Source organism: Comamonas trifloxystrobinivorans, assembly GCF_043359985.1.
In the GTDB taxonomy this organism is placed as follows: domain Bacteria; phylum Pseudomonadota; class Gammaproteobacteria; order Burkholderiales; family Burkholderiaceae_C; genus Comamonas; species Comamonas trifloxystrobinivorans.
This window is the reverse complement of record NZ_JBHZGV010000006.1, coordinates 267262-283785: the sequence shown is the minus strand read 5'-3', so window position 1 is coordinate 283785 and position 16524 is coordinate 267262. Positions and strand designations below refer to the sequence as shown.

Here is a 16524-nt window from a genome sequence, read left to right as displayed (position 1 = left end):
AGCGCGAATCAGGCCACATTCACCATTCCATCGACAGGAGACACAGCCATGCAATACGCTTTCCCCGGCCAATCCGGCGCCAAGATCAGCTACAAGAAGCAATACAACAACTACATTGGCGGCAAGTGGACCGCCCCGGTCAAGGGCCAGTACTTTGACGTGATCTCGCCCATCAACGGCAAGGTCTACACGCAAGCCGCCCGCTCTACCGCCGAAGACATTGAACTGGCGCTGGATGCCGCCCACGCCGCGGCCGATGCCTGGGGCAAAAAATCGGCTACCGAGCGCGCCAATGTGCTGCTGCAGATTGCCGACCGCATCGACGCCAACACCGAGCTGCTGGCCTACGCGGAAACCGTGGACAACGGCAAAGCCATCCGCGAAACGCTGAACGCCGATATTCCGTTGTCGGCCGACCACTTCCGCTACTTTGCCAGCGCACTGCGCACGCAAGAAGGCGGTATCAGCGAAATCGACCACACCACCGTGGCCTACCACTACCATGAGCCGCTTGGCGTGGTCGGCCAGATCATTCCCTGGAACTTCCCCATTCTGATGGCCGCCTGGAAGCTGGCGCCCGCCATCGCTGCCGGCAACGCCGTGGTGCTCAAACCCGCCGAATCCACACCCATCAGCCTGCTGATCCTGGTGGAACTGATCGAAGACCTGCTGCCGGCGGGCGTGCTCAACGTCGTCAACGGTTTTGGCCGCGAAGCCGGCATGCCGCTGGCCAGCAGCAAGCGCATCCAGAAGATCGCCTTCACCGGCTCTACCAGCACCGGCCGCGTCATCGCCCAGGCTGCGGCCAACAACCTGATTCCCGCCACGCTGGAGCTGGGCGGCAAGTCGCCCAACATCTTCTTTGCCGATGTGATGGACAAGGACGACGCCTACCTGGACAAGGCCATCGAAGGCCTGGTGCTGTTCGCCTTCAACCAGGGCGAGGTCTGCACCTGCCCGAGCCGCGCACTGATCCATGAATCGATCTACGAAAAGTTCATGGAAAAAGTGCTCAAGCGCATTGCCGCCATCAAGCACGGCAACCCGCTGGACACCGACTCGATGATGGGCGCGCAGGCCAGCAAGGAGCAGTTGGTCAAGATCACCAGCTACCTCGATCTGGGCAAGCAAGAAGGCGCCGAAGTGCTGATTGGCGGCGCGCAAGCCAAGCTCGGCGGAGATCTGGATGGCGGCTACTACGTGCAGCCCACCGTGTTCAAGGGCCACAACAAAATGCGAATCTTCCAGGAAGAAATCTTCGGCCCGGTCCTGGCTGTGACCACCTTCAAAACCGAGGAAGAAGCGCTGGAGCTGGCCAACGACACGCTCTACGGCCTGGGCGCCGGCGTGTGGAGCCGCAACGGCAACGTCGCCTACCGCATGGGCCGCGCCATCAAGGCAGGCCGCGTGTGGACCAACTGCTACCACCACTACCCAGCCCACGCGGCCTTTGGCGGCTACAAGGAATCGGGCATCGGCCGTGAGAACCACAAGATGATGCTCGACCACTACCAGCAAACCAAGAACCTGCTGGTGAGCTACTCGGAGAACAAGCTGGGCTTCTTCTGATCGCAGCGCCCGGCAGGCCTGGGCAATAAGGCAGCTGCACGCTACCATGCAGTTGCCTGATGCCAGGCCTGACACACCGGCGCATCACCAGCTTGATGCGCCACCAGCGGCTGACGCTCAGCCGCTTTTCCTTTGAGAGCAGGAGCATGCCATGGTCGACAAAGTCATTGCCACCCCCGCAGCGCTGGAGCTGATCGAGCTGCTCAAAAGCAAATACGGCCCTGGGCTGATGTTCCACCAGTCGGGCGGTTGCTGCGACAACAGCGCAGCCAACTGCTACTTGCTCGGCGAGCTGACCATCGGCCAGGGCGACGTCTATCTCGGCGATATCGGCGGCTGCCCGTTCTACATTGGCAAAGCGCAGTACGAGTACTGGCGCCATACCCAGCTCATCATCGACGTGATCGATACCCACGGCGGCGGCACCTTCTCGCTCGAAGGGCCGGAGGGCAAGGCCTTCCATACGCGCTCGCGCGTTTTCAGTGATGAAGAGCTGCAAGCCCTGGCGCAAGAGCAAGCAATTGCAAACAATCCCTGACACAGCAGGCTTTTTGGCCACAGCCGCACCCGCCAAAGCAGGCGCAACAAGCACTCTTTTCTGTTGTTTATCAAAAAGATAGAAATACCCTGCAAAGCACTCCGCACACTTTGTTGCAATGCAGCATTCACCGTTTCTCCCTACAATTTGTACTGGTTGTTCAAGAAACGATGAGGAAACCATGACGACACGCCGCACCCACGCCTCTGTGCAGAACCTGGCCACCAAAAGCCTGGAGCTGTCGCTGGCCGCGCCCCAAGTGGTGGCCCAGCGCGTCACCCGCATGATGACGGCCGGCCCCAACCCCTCGGCCCGCGACCAGCAGGAATTCATGCGCATGGGCAACGAAAAAGTCGTCGCCTTCTACGAATCCTGGGTCGGCATGTGGAGCCAGGCCTACACCTCGTACTGGCAAGCCGCTGCCAGCATGGCCTCGGTCCCACAATTGCTTACGCCCACGGCCAGCAACCCTTTCGCGCCTTTTGGCGTCAGCAAAGCCACCAAGCGCATGGTAAAAGAGCAAGTGCACGCAGTGACGGATGTGCTCAACGCCGGCATCAGCCCCGTGCACGCCAAGGCGGTAAGCAATGCCAAGCGCTTGTCGCGCAGCAAGCGTTAAGACCAAGTATTTGAATCAAAAGAGCTGCTGGCGCCCCTTTACGGAGCGCCAGCAGCTCTTTTTTTGATAGTTTTAGCAGGCGACTTGGCAGTTGTTTTTGTAGGCACTGCCTCTGCCAATGCCTTTTTCCCTGTTGCAGGCCGAGGCCGTGCTACTGGATGGGCCACTGCTTTCTTGGACGCCGTTTTTTTCTTCGCCGCCGATGGCTGAACCACTTGCTTGCTCTCCGCCACCAGCCGAGGAAAGCGCACACTTTTACCATCAGGCAGGCATTGCAAATCCTGTCGCCTGATCAGTTCCACCAGAACCTGCTGAGCAAGTTCCGGAGCTTCGGCTTGCTTGCCAATATGCGCCTGAATTGTCTTCAACAGAGCGCCCTGGGTACTCGGCAAATTGGCCTGCATCTTTTGAAGGCTGGCGACAACCCGCTTGGCATACACAGAGCAAGCGGCAGGAGCCATCTTTGGAGCCGCTGTCCCGTTGTTCGCTGCTAACGAGGCCTCGCCCATACTCCTCTTTTTCGCCGTCTTTTTCGGCACCACAGGCGAAGCCCTCTCAGCCGCTATTTCAGCAGCAGTAGCCAATGCTGGGCAAGCCACGCGGTCCAGGCCAAGCTGACCAAGCCGCCTCTGCGCAAGTCCACAAGCCTGTGCTGCAAGCGCCTCTCTGCCAAGGGCGCCTTCTGGAATCCAGTCCAGCGCCTTGGCATGCATGTCTTTTTGCTCCCAAGCCTGGTTACGCGCCTTACTCTTTCGGCGGTGCACTATGAGCCGCCACGCAATTTGTGCAGCGCTGGGCCGATCAACCGGCGCAACAGAAGGCAATTGAGCGACCGCCTTTTTTTGGTATCCGACACGGCTGACAGAAAACTTCAACAGGCGCGCATGTTCCACCATGGCGTCGTAGCCTTTGTCGTTGGCAATCACCACGAACTCGTCGCCCTTCTTGCTGGACGATAGATAGCCGGTATAAAAACAAAGCTGAAAATCCAGCGCATTCTTACCAGTGCCAGCACGCGGAACCAGAGTGACCTGCTCCCCACCAAAGCATTGCACATGGCTGCTGGTTTCCACTTCCTGTGAAGGCCCATGCAGCAACCAGACGTCGGTGGCATGGGGAACCAGGGCCAAAAGCGCCTTGCCATCGGGCTGAACATTCTCCCAATCCACCAGCAAATGCACACGGGGCCGCTCAGGCGATGCGGCAGCCACTGACGGAGCAGGCAATTCAGGGCGCTTGGAGGGATGCTTGATGGCATTTTTACGCAGCTTGGCCTCTACCGCCTCTTCGATGTTCACATCCGTGTGGTCGGCCAATTGCAGCAAATACAGCAGCACATCGGCTATTTCATCAGCAATCGCCTCCTTCTTGGTCGGGTCTCGCGTCAGACCGCGCGACTCAGGCAATGTGCTCCACTGAAAGTGCTCCATCAGCTCCGCGGCTTCCACCATCAAGGCCATCGCCAGGTTTTTAGGCGCGTGGTAGGGCTGCCAGTCTCGGGCTGTAGCAAAGTCGCGCAGCCGCCGCTGCAAGGCTTTTATGTCCATGGCATTTCTTTCTTGTTTCAAGCTGGCAGTTCGCGCTCAGCCAGCGCCAGTTTTCGCTCAGTTTTCGTTCTGCTGCAAAGCCCACATGCCGGCATAGCGCCCGCCAAGCGCCAGCAGCTGCGCATGTGTGCCGCGCTCGATGATGCGGCCGGCGTCCATCACCAGAATTTCGTGTGCGTCCACCACAGTGGACAAGCGGTGCGCAATCACCAAAGTGGTTTTGCCCTGGGCGGCATGCTGCAGCTCTTGCTGGATAGCGCGCTCGTTGGCCGAATCCAGCGCTGAGGTGGCCTCGTCAAAAATCAGGATCGGCGGGTTTTTCAACAGCGTGCGTGCAATGGCCACGCGCTGTTTTTCACCGCCAGAGAGCTTCAGGCCGCGCTCGCCTACACGGGTGGCGTAACCATCGGGCGTGGCGGCAATCATGCTGTGGATACGCGCCGCTTGCGCCGCCTGCACCACCTCTTCGTGCGTTGCACCCGGGCGGCCGTAGGCGATGTTGTACTCCACCGTGTCGTTGAACAGCACAGTGTCTTGCGGCACGATGCCGATCGCGCGGCGCAGGCTGCTTTGGGTGATCTGGCGAATATCTTGCCCGGCGATGCGGATGGCGCCTGCCTGCACATCGTAAAAGCGGAAGAGCAGACGCGCCAAGGTTGATTTGCCCGCGCCCGAAGGGCCCACCACGGCCACGGTTTTACCCGCTGGCACCACAAAGCTCAGGCCCTGCAGAATCGGGCGTTCAGGGTGGTAGGCAAAGTACACATCGTCAAAGCGCACATCGGGCTCTCCCGCCAGCTGCAAGGGCATGGCGCCGGGAGCGTCGGCCACTTCGCGCTCTTTGTCCATCAGGTTAAACATGCGGTCCAGATCGGTCAGGCTTTGCTTGATTTCGCGGTACAAGGTGCCCAGAAAGTTGAGTGGTATGTAGAGCTGGATCATGAAGGCATTGATCATGACCAGATCACCCAGGCTCAACTTGCCGTCGACCACGCCTTGCGTGGCGCGCCACAACATGGCCACCAGAGCGACCGCAATGATGAGCTGCTGCCCGCTGTTGAGCAGGCTCAGGCTGCTTTGGCTCTTGAGGCGGGCGCGGCGCAGTTTTTCCAGATCCTGGTCGTAGCGCTGCGCTTCGAACTGCTCGTTGTTGAAGTACTTGACGGTTTCGTAGTTGAGCAGCGAATCGATGGCCTTGCTATGCGCTGATGAGTCGATCAAATTCGCCTCGCGCCGATACTGCGTGCGCCATTGCGTGACGGTCACCGTGAACGTGATGTAGACCGTGAGCGCAATGATGGTGATGAGCGCAAACCAGATGTCGAACTGAATGGCCAAAATGCCGAGCACCAGCACCAGCTCGATCAAGGTGGGGATGATGCTGTAGAGCGAGTAAGAGATGAGGGATTCGACGCCTTTGACGCCACGCTCAATATCTCGCGTCATGCCACCGGTTTGGCGCTCCAGGTGAAAGCGCAGGCTCATGCCATGCAGGTGCTCGAAAGTCTGCAGCGCAATCGAGCGCGCCGCGCCCTGTGTGGCTTTGGCAAACACCAATTCGCGCAGCTCGCCAAACACCGAGGTCAGCAAACGCAAGCCACCGTATGCCAGCAACAAACCCACCGGCACCACCAGCAAGGCCTGCGCGCTGCCGGGTTTGATATCGAGCGCATCCACCACATGCTTGAGCAGCACGGGCACGCCTACGTTGGCCACTTTGGCACCCACCATCAGCACCAGCGCTGCCAGCACGCGCCATTTGTAGGCCCACAGATACGGCAGCAGCCGCCTCAGGGTCTGGCCATCGTTGGATTCGGGTTTACCCTTGGTTTGAGCAGGGCTTGTTGGGGGAGGGGCTTCCTGGTCACGGCGCATGGGGGACAATTGTCGAATTGTTATCTCCCTCGATTGTGCCCATGAATACCGTCCGCACCGCATCTGACCAGCTCCCGACCGACAAGGAACTGGTGCTGCGCGTCATCCCCATGCCTGCCGACTGCAATGCCAATGGCGATATTTTTGGCGGTTGGGTCATGTCGCAGGTAGATCTGGCCGGCTCGGTGCTGCCGCTGCGCCATTCGCGTGGCCGCACGGTGACGGTGGCAGTGAATGAATTCATCTTCAAGCAGCCCGTGCGCGTGGGCGACATTCTGTCGTTCTACGCCAAGCTGGCCCGCGTGGGCACCACCTCGATGACGGTGGAAGTGGAAGTGGTGGCCGAGCGCCTGTCCATGCAAGGCCAGTTCATCAAGGTGACCGACGCCACGCTGACCTATGTGGCCATCGACGAAGAAGGCCACCCGCGCAAGGTGCCACCGCTGCCGGCCCAATAAGCCTGGATAAAGCCGGGCCAATGACCCAACAAAAAGCGCTGCCTCGGCAGCGCTTTTGCTTGGTGATCCACCCTTGTCGGGCGCCGGTTCAAACCAGGCTTTCCACGGCTTTTTCCACTTTGGCGGCAGCATTGCTGACCACCGCGCCAAGGCCGCTTTTGCGCGTGCTGTTCGAGCACTCGATCTCGCCGGTGAGCTGGCCGCCCTCTTCGATGATGACCTTGCCATAGCGAATCTTGCCGTGCACGCGGCCGCTGCCAAAGATGACCAGCTTGTCGCGCACCGTCAGATTGCCTTCGAACTCGCCATGGATCTCGGCGATATCGATCTCGGCCGAGCCGCGGAAGGCACCTTCGGCGGTGATCTGGATCACGCGCGAGTTCATGGTGGCTTCGACCGTGCCCTCGACCACCAAGGTGTCGCAATCGGTGATTTCAACGCCCTTGAGCTTGATGTTCGGGCCAACGGTGAGTTTGCTGCCGGCGCTGGCATTGGTGTCTGTGGTCACGGTGCTGGTATAGGTAGTGGAAGGGGTAACGGGTGCAGCCGAGGCACTGTGGTCCTCGGATTTGCTGGCCAGGTTGCCGCCCAGCACCGAACTGGCCGAGCCGGCCGCCGTGCTCGGCAAGGTGCTGCCGGAGGAGCTCGATGACGAGCCGCCCATGAACTTGGATGCGGAATTGTCGTTGTCACGGCGACCGCCGAAGAAAGGGTTTTGTACAGCCATCGGATCTCCTTGTGAAAAACCAGCAAATGCTATTCAATTTATAGCTACCGTGTGAAGCAAATTTGACACCAGTCGTAACTGCGCACCAAGGCTGCACGGTTTGCTATCAATATTTTCATAGCTTGGACAAATTTCACAATTCCCAACAAACCCTAGACAGCAGCACGGCCAAGCCTCAAGACACGATGTAAGCCGCCGTGGCCGTAGCCAGCACCTGGCCGCTGCTGTCACAAAACTCCGAGCGCGTGGTAGCTACGCGCGAACCCAGGCGCAGCACCCGTGCCTGCAAAGCAAACGGGCCTTGCGTGCCGGGGCGCAAATAATCCACGCGCAAGTCAATCGTTCCCAACTTGCCAAAGCGCATCAGGCGCTGCAGTACTGGCTCGTCCTGGTGCTTGGTGCCCGAGGCTGCCATGACGGCAATGCCGCCCAGCGCATCAAGGCTGGCACTGATCACACCACCGTGAATACGCTTGAGACCAAAGTGGCCAATCAGCTCGTTCCGCATCTCCAATGAGGCAAGCAGCGCATCATCTTGCACCCCCACCAGCTTCAGCCCCAACAACTGGTTGAAGACAATGCGCTCTTCAAAAATTTCACGCAGGCCGGCGATGTAGGCATCGTCCAGGCCTTGCATGGACACAAAAGCAGTAGCAGGCAAGCTGGCAGTCATAGGTCTCCAAAAAAGGTTTAAGCGTGTTTTCAGGCAGTATGCATACAAGCTTGCACAACGGCAATCACCATCACCGCGCGCAAGCCAGCGCTTGCGCTAGACTGCCTGCCAACCCTTGCCATCGCCATGTCTGATAGCCCATCTCCCCAGCCGGCCACTACCACCACCAACAGCCAGCGCCCGCCGCTGCGACTGAGCTGCGTGGTGCCTGCCTATAACGAGGCAGCCAATCTGGAAGCCTTTTTGCCCGCGCTGCACCAAGTGGTCAGCGGTCTGGCCGCAGAGTGCGAGATCGTGCTGATCAACGACGGCAGCCAGGACGAAACGCACGAAACCGCCTTGCGCCTAGCCCAGCAACTGCCGCTGCAATATGTGCAACTGTCGCGCAACTTTGGCAAAGAGGCCGCCTTGAGCGCCGGGCTCGATTACGCACGCGGCAATGCGGTATTGCTGATTGATGCCGATTTCCAGCACCCGCTGCCCTTGGTGACCGAGATGGTGCAGCTGTGGCACAGCGGCTACGACGTGGTGTATGGCGTTATCACCGACCGCAGCGATGAGCGCGCCAGCAAGCGCTGGGGTACCCGGCTTTTCTACTATTTGATGAACCGCAACAGCCGCTTCCAGATCCCCAAGAATGCCGGCGATTTCCGCCTGATGGACCGCAAGGTGGTGGACGTGTTGCGCCAGCTGCCCGAGCGCAACCGCTTCATGAAAGGTCTGTACGCCTGGGCCGGCTTCAAGAGCGTGGCGCTGCCCTTTGTGCCCGACGCACGGCGCAGTGGCCAATCGAGCTTCAACCTGCACCGCCTGGCATCGCTGGCTTTTGAAGGGCTGACTTCGTTCACCACGATCCCGCTGCGGGTTTGGAGCCTGGCGGGCTTCTGCATTTCGCTCGCAGCCATTCTGTATGGCATCTACATCACCATCGAAACACTGATTTTTGACAACCCGACCGATGGCTGGCCCACCTTGGCTGCCGGCCTGATGCTGTTCTCGGGCGTACAGCTGATGTCGATCGGCATGTTGGGCGAATACATCGGGCGCATCTACGAAGAAGTCAAGCGCCGGCCTTTGTACGTGGTGGACCAGCACGTGGCTACCCACGCCTTGTCCGACACCAGGCCCGCTACGGCCGCTGCAGAAACACCGGCGCCCGCTCCCAGCAACTCTGATTCCCCCAAAACCTGATGCCTCTGATCAGCACCTTGCGCCGCCTGCCCCAAAGCTTGCAATTTGTCTGCGTTGGCGCAGCCGCGGCCGCCACGCATTTGCTCGTGGTGGCGCTGCTGGTGCAAACCCTGGCCTGGGCACCGCTGGCGGCAAATGTCGTCGGTTTTCTGCTGGCGTTTTGCGTCAGCTACAGTGGCCACGCCATGCTGACTTTTTCTGCGCAGCACTCGTCCCACCAACAAGCATTGCCACGCTTTTTTCTGGTGGCCTGCAGTTCGTTCCTGCTGAACGAGGCGCTCTACTACGCCGCCTTGCACTGGCTGCATTGGCCCTATCTGCCCAGCCTGTTTGCAGTGCTGGTGATAGTTGCCGTTGTCACTTTTGTGGCGGCCAAATTTTGGGCATTTGCCAAGGGGGCAGCATGAACGGCGAGCGTAGCATCACCCTCTGCGCAGACGACTATGGTCTGCACCCTGCGGTCGACGCTGCCGTGCAGCAACTGGCAGAAGCGGGCCGCTTGTCGGCCACCAGTTGCATGACGACTGCGCCACGCTGGCCAGAAGCAGCGCGCGCCCTGCCCGCACTGCGCAGCAAGTTGGCCGTGGGCCTGCACTTCAATCTGACCGAAGGCCATGGCGTAAAGCCCAATACCGAGCTCAGCATCATCATCGCCAAAGCGTATACCGGGCGCTTCTCCCTGGCCCACATGCGCGATGCATGGTGCCAGCAACTGGATGCGTTTGAAGATGCGCTTGGCACACCGCCCGATTATGTCGACGGCCACCAGCACGTGCACCAGTTGCCCAGCGTGCGGGCGGCCATGCTGGCAGAGCTGGAACAGCGCTACGGCAGCGCCCGCCCCTGGATCCGTTCCACCATCTCTGCCGGCAAGCTGGGCTGGCAGCCGAAGGCGGCGATCATCGCTTTGCTGGGCGGCTACACGCTCACGCACCAATTGCGCAGCATGCACTGGCCCATGAACCAGCGCATGGCTGGCGTCTATGGTTTTGATGCACCCAGCGCCGCTGCCTATGGCGCGCTAATGCAGCAGTGGCTGAGCGCCTGCGAAGAAGGAACGCTATTGATGTGCCACCCAGCCGATACACCCGTTGCAGGCGACGCCATCGGCCAGCAAAGACCGGTGGAATTTGCCTATCTGCGCTCGGCCGCATTTGGCGATTTGCTGGCTGCGCAGCGCTGCCGCATTGCGCAACCGGCCCAGGTTCGTTAAGCAAAAACAAAAAGCTGCTGGTGTTCCTATCAACACCAGCAGCTTGGATTGCTGTATCGGCAACGCTTGCCGCGCTCAGCCTTTACATGCCGCTGAAATCAGGCTTGCGCTTTTCGAGGAAGGCGCTCATCGCTTCTTTGGCCGCGGGTTGTTGCAGCAGGTCGGCAAACAGCTTGCCTTCTTCGGCAATGCGCGCCTGTACGCTGGCTTGCTGGCCGCTCTTGAGCAGCTTTTTGCTGATGATGAGCGACGCCAGCGGCTTGGCCGCGAGCTTGGCCGCCTGGGTTTGGGCAATTCCATTGCATTCGGTAGGCGGCACCACGCGGTTGACCAAACCAATTTCCAACGCAGCCTCGGCCATGAAAGGGTCGCCCAGCAGCAGCGCTTCGCAAGCGCGCTGGTGGCCCATCAGCTGCGGCAACAGCAGGCTGGATGCGCCTTCCGGGCAGAAACCCAGGTTGACGAAAGGCAGCGAGAACATGGCGTTGTCGCCCGCGTACACCAAGTCGCAGTGCAGCAGCATGGTGGTACCAATGCCCACCGCCGGGCCACAGACTGCGGCCACGATGGGTTTGGGGCAGGCAGCCAGCGCTTGCAAAAACTGGAAAGGCGGCGCGTTCTCGTCCGGCTTGGGGCCGTTCAGAAAATCGCCCAGATCGTTGCCAGCGGTGAACACCGTGGCGTCGCCCTGGAACAGCACCACGCGCACGTCAGCGCTGCTGGCGGCCTGCTGCAGGATGCTGGCCATCGCCAGGTACATGGCGCCAGTGATGGAGTTCTTTTTGGCAACGCGGTTGAAGGTGATGCTGCAGATACCGTTTTCGGTCAGCACCAGAATGTCTTCGCAGCTCGATTGGATGGTCATGGTTTTCTCGTTGAAGTTGCAGCGGCCACAAAGGCAGGCTCAGGCTGCCAGGCCGCGTTGGCGCCGATGCTAACGCATTCCGCGCCTATTCCTTGTAGTACACCAATTGGTGGCTGGTGGCGAGCAGGCTGCCATCGGGCGACCAGATCTGCGCGCTCTGGTCGAAAAAGCCATCGCGAAAACCTTGGCCCTGGGCTTGCGCCAGCACGGGCTGGTCGCCCACTTTTTGCAAGGTTTCGGCACTGGCGTGGAAGTACACCGTGAACGAGACCGTGCCAATCGGCACCCGCTTGGCGCGGCGCAGCCAGATGCGCGGGAAGAACACATCGCACAGCGAGGTCAACGCGGGCACATCCAGCGGGCGCGGCGGCTCATCGCTCACCCACATGCGTGTCAGGCTGGGGCGGATGGCCTCGTCCCACTCGGTCGGGTAGTTGCCGGCCAGCGGACGAATGCTGTAACGGTTGAGCCACTCCACGCGGAAATCGGTGGTGTAACGCTCGACCTGGTGCGAAGGCGGCACCTGAGGCATGGCGTATTCGTCGTCCGACCAAGTACTGCGAGCCAGCGCCGTCATGGCCGTGGCGGTGGTGGTGGTGTGCCACTGGCCATCTGCATCTTGCTCGCGCATGGTGATGATCCAGTGCTGCGTGCTGCGGTTGGTGCGCGCGGGGATCGCCTCGATCACATACGGGTTCTCGCCCACTGCGCCCGCATAGTTCACCGTGATCGCCACCAGCTCGCCCAACAGATCCGGGTGTTGCAGCACCGCTTGCGCCATTTGGGCCGCAGTAATGCCGCCGTAAGGGCCGACCATGTTCCAGTAGTCCTTGCTGGCGCTGGCTGCGTACTGGTTTTTTCCGGCTGGCGCCATAGCCATGGCGCGGTCAAAAGCATGTGCTGTGGCGGCGGTAGATGGGTTGCTCATTGGGACAGTTTTCGCAAGTGGTGACAGAGGTGGTTTTTACCCCAATGCCCGCTCTGCAAGCACTGGATACGGGCTGCCAGTTGCATTTTCTGCCACCGACAGCCCGGCTGTTTCTACCACCCGGCCAGGCGCAAGGCAAGCCATTGCGAGACAAGCGCCCAACTGGAAAGGCTTACACGCGCTCCAGAATGCCCGCCGCGCCCTGGCCCATGCCCACGCACATGGTCACCATGCCGTACTTCAGCTTTTTGCGCTGCAAGGCATGCACCACCGTGGCAGCACGGATAGCGCCGGTAGCGCCAAGCGGGTGGCCCAAGGCGATGGCACCGCCCATCGGGTTGACCTTGGCTGGGTCCATGCCCAGCTGCTCGATGACGGCCAGCGACTGCGCTGCAAAGGCCTCGTTCAGCTCGATCCAGTCCATGTCTTGCAGGCTCAGACCCGCGTGGCGCAGCGCCACCGGAATCGCCTCAATCGGGCCAATGCCCATGATCTCGGGCGGCACGCCTTTGCTGGCATAGCTGACAAAACGCGCCAGCGGCGTGAGGTTGAAGCGCTTGAGCGCTGCCTCGCTCACCACCAGCAAAGCGCCTGCGCCATCGCTGGTCTGCGAGCTGTTGCCAGCGGTGACCGAGCCGCGTGCGGCAAACACAGTGCGGAGCTTGCCCAGGCCTTCAATCGAGGTATCGGGGCGCGGGCCTTCGTCCAGCTCGAACGTGCGCGACTGGCTCACCGCCTCGCCCTTGGCCATGTCAAAGCCGCGGTCCGTCACCGTGATCGGCGTGATCTCGGCGCTGAAGTCGCCAGCCTGTTGCGCAGCCAATGCACGCTGGTGCGATTGCAAGGCAAATGCGTCTTGCGCATCGCGGCTCACTTTCCAACGCTGCGCCACTTTCTCGGCCGTCAAGCCCATGCCGTATGCAATGCCTACATCACCTTCGCGCTCAAAGATGGAAGGCGACAGTGACGGCGTGTTGCCCATCATCGGCACCATGCTCATGCTCTCAACGCCGGCGGCAATCATCACATCGGCCTCGCCCACGCGGATGCGGTCTGCCGCCATCTGCAGCGCCGTCAGGCCCGACGCGCAAAAGCGGTTGACCGTTACGCCCCCCACTCCTACCGGCAAGCCAGCCAACACCGCCGCAATGCGCGCCACGTTCAGGCCCTGCTGCGCTTCAGGAATGGCGCAGCCGCAGACCACATCTTCAATCGCCTGCGGATCCAGCCCCGGCGCCTGCGCCAGCACGGCTTTCATCGTGGTGGCAAGCAGATCGTCCGGGCGCATATTGCGCAGATAGCCCTTGTGCGACTTGCCAATCGGCGTGCGCGTGGCGGCAACGATATAGGCGTCTTGTACTTGTTTCATTTCATGCTCCTTCGCCTTTAGTTGCGCACCGGCTTGCCGGTATTCAGCATGCCCAGAATCCGCTCCTGCGTCTTTTCTTTGACGATCAGATCGGTAAAGGCTTTGCGCTCCAGCGCCATTAAATACTCTTCGTTCACCAGGGTGCCGGCATCCACATCGCCACCGCACACCACGTTGGCCATGTGGCTGGCGATCAGCATGTCGTGTTCGGTGATGAAACCGCCTTCGCGCATATTGACCAAGGTGCTGCGCAAGGTGGCAGCGCCGCTGCGGCCCGCCACCGGGAAAGGTTTGCGCTGTGGTGGGCGCCAGCCCGATTGCGCCATGGCCTTGGCTTGCGCGAGCGCCACAAACAGCAGCTCGTCGCGGTGCGGCACGATCACATCGTCGGCCTGCAGATAACCCAGCGCTTGCGATTCCAGCGCACTGGTGCCGACGGTCGCCTTGGCAGCCGCCGTGAAGCCATTGGCGAGGAACGGCAACAGATCATTGCCGGTGGAATACTGCGCATGGCGCGCCGCTTGGTAAGCCACGTTGGTGAGGCCGCCAGCGCCGGGCACCAGGCCCACGCCCATTTCGACCAGGCCAATATAGCTTTCCATATGTGCCACACGGCGCGCGCAATGCAAAAGCAGCTCGCAACCGCCGCCAAGCGCCATGCCGTGCACAGCACCAACCACTGGAACTTGCGCGTAGCGCACGCTCAAGAAAAGCTGCTGCATGACCTGCTCGATCTGGTCGATGGCCATCGGGCCTTGCAGCGCAAACGCCGGCATCATGGCTTGCAGATCGGCGCCCACGCTGAAAGGTGCATCGCCCGACCAGACCACCATGGCGTCAAAGTCTTTTTCCGCCAGCGCCAGCGCGGCTTGCAGGTCTTCCATCACATCGGGGCTGATAGCGTGCATCTTGGTTTTGATGCTGAAGACCAGCACTTGCTCGTCCAAGGTCCAGACACGCGAAGCCTTGCTTTCCGTGATGGTTCGACCGGCGGTTTTCCAGTCTTGCGCAGGCGCATTGGCCTCGCCCAGCACGCGCTCGGGGAAAAGCTGGCGCGCATACACGGGCAGATCACGGCGCGGCACAAAGCGGTTCTCGGCCGCGCTCCAAGAGCCTTGCGGCGTGTGCACGCCACCAGCATCGGCCACCGGGCCTTCAAACACCCACTTGGGCAAAGGCTCTTTGCTCAGTGCTTTGCCGGCATCGATATCTTCTTGCACCATGCGCGCCACTTGCAGCCAGCCGGCTTCTTGCCACAGCTCGAACGGGCCTTGTTGCATGCCAAAGCCCCAGCGCATGGCCAAGTCCACGTCGCGGGCGTTATCGGCAATGTCTTTCAGGTGCACGGCGGCGTAGTGAAAGCTGTTGCGCAAAATGGCCCAGAGAAACTGGCCTTGCTCGCCCTCGGCGTTGCGCAGCAACTGCAAGCGCTCGCCCGCCGGCTTTTTCAGCATGCGGGTATAGACGTCGTTGCCTTTTTCACCCGAAGGCACATAGGCCTGGTGCTCAGGGTCAAAGCGCTCAATGCCCAGCTTGGTTTTGCGGTAAAAGCCGGCCTTGGTTTTCTGGCCCAGAGCGCCATCGGCAATCAGCTTGGTCAGGACTGGCGGCGTGGCGTAGCTGTCGTAGAACGAATCTGTCTGCGCGCTGAGTTGCGACTGCATGGTGGCAATCACATGGCCCAAGGTGTCGAGCCCCACCACATCGGCGGTGCGGAAAGTGCCAGAGCTGGCGCGGCCCAGTTTTTTGCCGGTCAGGTCGTCCACCACGTCATACGTCAAGCCAAAGCGCGTGGCCTCGGCAATCGTCGACAACATGCCAGCCACACCCACGCGGTTGGCCACAAAATTGGGCGTGTCTTTGGCGCGGATCACGCCCTTGCCCAGGTTGGTGGTGGCAAAGGTTTCCAGCTGGTCCAGCACCTGCGGCTCGGTGGCGGCGGTCGGGATCAACTCCACCAACTGCATGTAGCGCGGCGGGTTGAAGAAGTGGATGCCGCAGAAGCGGTGGCGCAGTTGCTCGGGCAAAGCCTCGGACAAAGCCGTGATCGACAGGCCCGAAGTGTTGGACGCCAGGATGGCGTGAGGCGCCACAAAAGGCGCGATCTTGTGGTACAGATCGCGCTTCCAATCCATGCGCTCGGCAATCGCTTCGATCACCAGGTCACAGTCTTTGAGCAGGTCCAGATGCTCTTCGTAGTTGGCGGGTTGGATCAGATCTGCCTCGGCCGCCACGCCCAGCGGCGAAGGCTTGAGCTTTTTCAAATTGGCAATGGCCTTGAGCGCGATAGTGCTCTTCGGACCTTCTTTTGCTGGCAGGTCGAACAGCACCACCGGCACGCGCACGTTCACGAGGTGGGCCGCAATCTGCGCCCCCATCACACCGGCGCCCAGCACGGCCACCTTTTTCACCACAAATCGGGACATGGTTACTCCATTTTTGAAAGCGGATGGCGCGCAGCAGATGCGCGCCAGCGGCTTGTTTATTCCAATTTATTCCACACGCGTCCAGGTCTGCGTGCGGCCGAAGGGGCCGATCGAGCCACGCACTTCCAGCTTGTTGCCGGCGTCTACCGGCGTCAACTTCAGGCTGTAGGTGCTGCCGCTTTCCGGGTCGAGAATTTTGCCGTCTTCCCACACGGTTTTGCCTTCGGCTTTTTTCGCGCCGCGGATGATTTCCAGCCCCACCAGCGGCTGGTCCTTGCGGTCGTCGCTGCATTGGCTGCAAACGGCCTTGGGATCAGCGCCTTTGCGCAAGAGCTTTTCCACCTTGCCGCTGACGACTCCGGCGTTGTCCACAATGCGCACCTCGGATTTGGCCTCGCCGGTTTTCTCGTCCGTGGTGCGCCACAAGCCTACGGGCGACATCTCGGCCGCAAGCGCAGGCAGCGCCACGGCACAGGCCGTCAGAGCCAGCAGCGGTTTCAGAATATTTCGCATCCTTGTCTCCTGG

At 60.8% G+C, this 16524-nt stretch carries 16 protein-coding genes; 7 read left to right on the top strand and 9 right to left on the bottom strand.

The window, feature by feature from the left end; genetic code table 11:
* The first annotated feature begins 48 nt into the window (after positions 1–48).
* The 3 genes from exaC to ACFIQF_RS09150 all read left to right on the top strand — a co-directional run bounded on the left by exaC (position 49) and on the right by ACFIQF_RS09150 (position 2726).
* Entirely contained in the window at positions 49–1569 is a 1521-nt protein-coding gene (exaC, locus tag ACFIQF_RS09160) for an acetaldehyde dehydrogenase ExaC (protein WP_393942130.1), read from the top strand.
* Positions 1570–1720: 151 nt separating this feature from the next.
* Positions 1721–2107, top strand: coding sequence for a DUF779 domain-containing protein (locus ACFIQF_RS09155; RefSeq protein ID WP_393942128.1), 387 nt, complete (start codon positions 1721–1723; stop codon positions 2105–2107).
* A 181-nt stretch (positions 2108–2288) separates the two neighbouring features.
* Positions 2289–2726, top strand: coding sequence for a polyhydroxyalkanoate granule-associated phasin (locus ACFIQF_RS09150; protein ID WP_393942126.1), 438 nt, complete (start codon positions 2289–2291; stop codon positions 2724–2726).
* Between the two features lie 38 nt (positions 2727–2764).
* Here ACFIQF_RS09150 and ACFIQF_RS09145 read toward each other — a convergent pair whose 3' ends face one another.
* Together ACFIQF_RS09145 and ACFIQF_RS09140 are read right to left on the bottom strand one after the other, a co-directional pair.
* A complete protein-coding gene (locus ACFIQF_RS09145; RefSeq protein ID WP_393942125.1) occupies positions 2765–4273 on the bottom strand; it encodes a PIN domain-containing protein in 1509 nt (502 codons plus the stop codon).
* A 57-nt stretch (positions 4274–4330) separates the two neighbouring features.
* A complete protein-coding gene (locus ACFIQF_RS09140) occupies positions 4331–6148 on the bottom strand; it encodes an ABCB family ABC transporter ATP-binding protein/permease (RefSeq protein WP_393942123.1) in 1818 nt (605 codons plus the stop codon).
* 41 nt (positions 6149–6189) lie between these two features.
* Between ACFIQF_RS09140 and ACFIQF_RS09135 the strand changes: the two genes are divergently transcribed.
* Positions 6190–6606 carry an acyl-CoA thioesterase gene (locus ACFIQF_RS09135; protein ID WP_393942121.1) on the top strand — a complete coding sequence of 139 codons (417 nt, stop codon included), beginning with the start codon at positions 6190–6192 and terminating at the stop codon, positions 6604–6606.
* Between the two features lie 88 nt (positions 6607–6694).
* On the opposite strand, the gene ACFIQF_RS09130 is transcribed toward ACFIQF_RS09135, so the two are convergent.
* Both ACFIQF_RS09130 and ACFIQF_RS09125 read right to left on the bottom strand, forming a co-directional pair.
* Positions 6695–7333, bottom strand: a complete 639-nt coding sequence (locus ACFIQF_RS09130) for a bactofilin family protein (RefSeq protein ID WP_393942119.1) — start codon at positions 7331–7333, stop codon at positions 6695–6697.
* Positions 7334–7508: 175 nt separating this feature from the next.
* Positions 7509–8006: a thioesterase family protein gene (locus ACFIQF_RS09125; protein ID WP_393942117.1), complete on the bottom strand. Its 498-nt coding sequence runs from the start codon at positions 8004–8006 to the stop codon at positions 7509–7511.
* 126 nt (positions 8007–8132) lie between these two features.
* On the opposite strand from ACFIQF_RS09125, the gene ACFIQF_RS09120 reads away from it, so the two are divergent.
* From ACFIQF_RS09120 to ACFIQF_RS09110, 3 genes are read left to right on the top strand one after another with little or no spacing between them, the layout of a single operon-like run.
* Positions 8133–9197, top strand: a complete 1065-nt coding sequence (locus ACFIQF_RS09120) for a glycosyltransferase family 2 protein (protein ID WP_393942116.1) — start codon at positions 8133–8135, stop codon at positions 9195–9197.
* Positions 9197–9604: a GtrA family protein gene (locus tag ACFIQF_RS09115; RefSeq protein WP_393942113.1), complete on the top strand. Its 408-nt coding sequence runs from the start codon at positions 9197–9199 to the stop codon at positions 9602–9604. Before ACFIQF_RS09120 ends, ACFIQF_RS09115 begins: the two co-directional genes overlap by 1 nt.
* A complete protein-coding gene (locus ACFIQF_RS09110; protein ID WP_393942111.1) occupies positions 9601–10410 on the top strand; it encodes a ChbG/HpnK family deacetylase in 810 nt (269 codons plus the stop codon). Before ACFIQF_RS09115 ends, ACFIQF_RS09110 begins: the two co-directional genes overlap by 4 nt.
* Before the next feature lie 82 nt (positions 10411–10492).
* Here ACFIQF_RS09110 and ACFIQF_RS09105 read toward each other — a convergent pair whose 3' ends face one another.
* The 5 genes from ACFIQF_RS09105 to ACFIQF_RS09085 all read right to left on the bottom strand — a co-directional run bounded on the left by ACFIQF_RS09105 (position 10493) and on the right by ACFIQF_RS09085 (position 16511).
* Positions 10493–11275, bottom strand: coding sequence for an enoyl-CoA hydratase (locus ACFIQF_RS09105; RefSeq protein WP_393942110.1), 783 nt, complete (start codon positions 11273–11275; stop codon positions 10493–10495).
* 85 nt (positions 11276–11360) lie between these two features.
* Entirely contained in the window at positions 11361–12203 is an 843-nt protein-coding gene (locus tag ACFIQF_RS09100; protein ID WP_393942108.1) for a thioesterase family protein, read from the bottom strand.
* 172 nt (positions 12204–12375) lie between these two features.
* Positions 12376–13572, bottom strand: a complete 1197-nt coding sequence (locus ACFIQF_RS09095; RefSeq protein WP_393942106.1) for an acetyl-CoA C-acyltransferase — start codon at positions 13570–13572, stop codon at positions 12376–12378.
* Between the two features lie 17 nt (positions 13573–13589).
* A complete protein-coding gene (locus tag ACFIQF_RS09090; RefSeq protein WP_393942105.1) occupies positions 13590–15998 on the bottom strand; it encodes a 3-hydroxyacyl-CoA dehydrogenase/enoyl-CoA hydratase family protein in 2409 nt (802 codons plus the stop codon).
* 66 nt (positions 15999–16064) lie between these two features.
* A complete protein-coding gene (locus tag ACFIQF_RS09085) occupies positions 16065–16511 on the bottom strand; it encodes a DUF2147 domain-containing protein (protein ID WP_393942104.1) in 447 nt (148 codons plus the stop codon).
* Positions 16512–16524 lie beyond the last annotated feature (13 nt).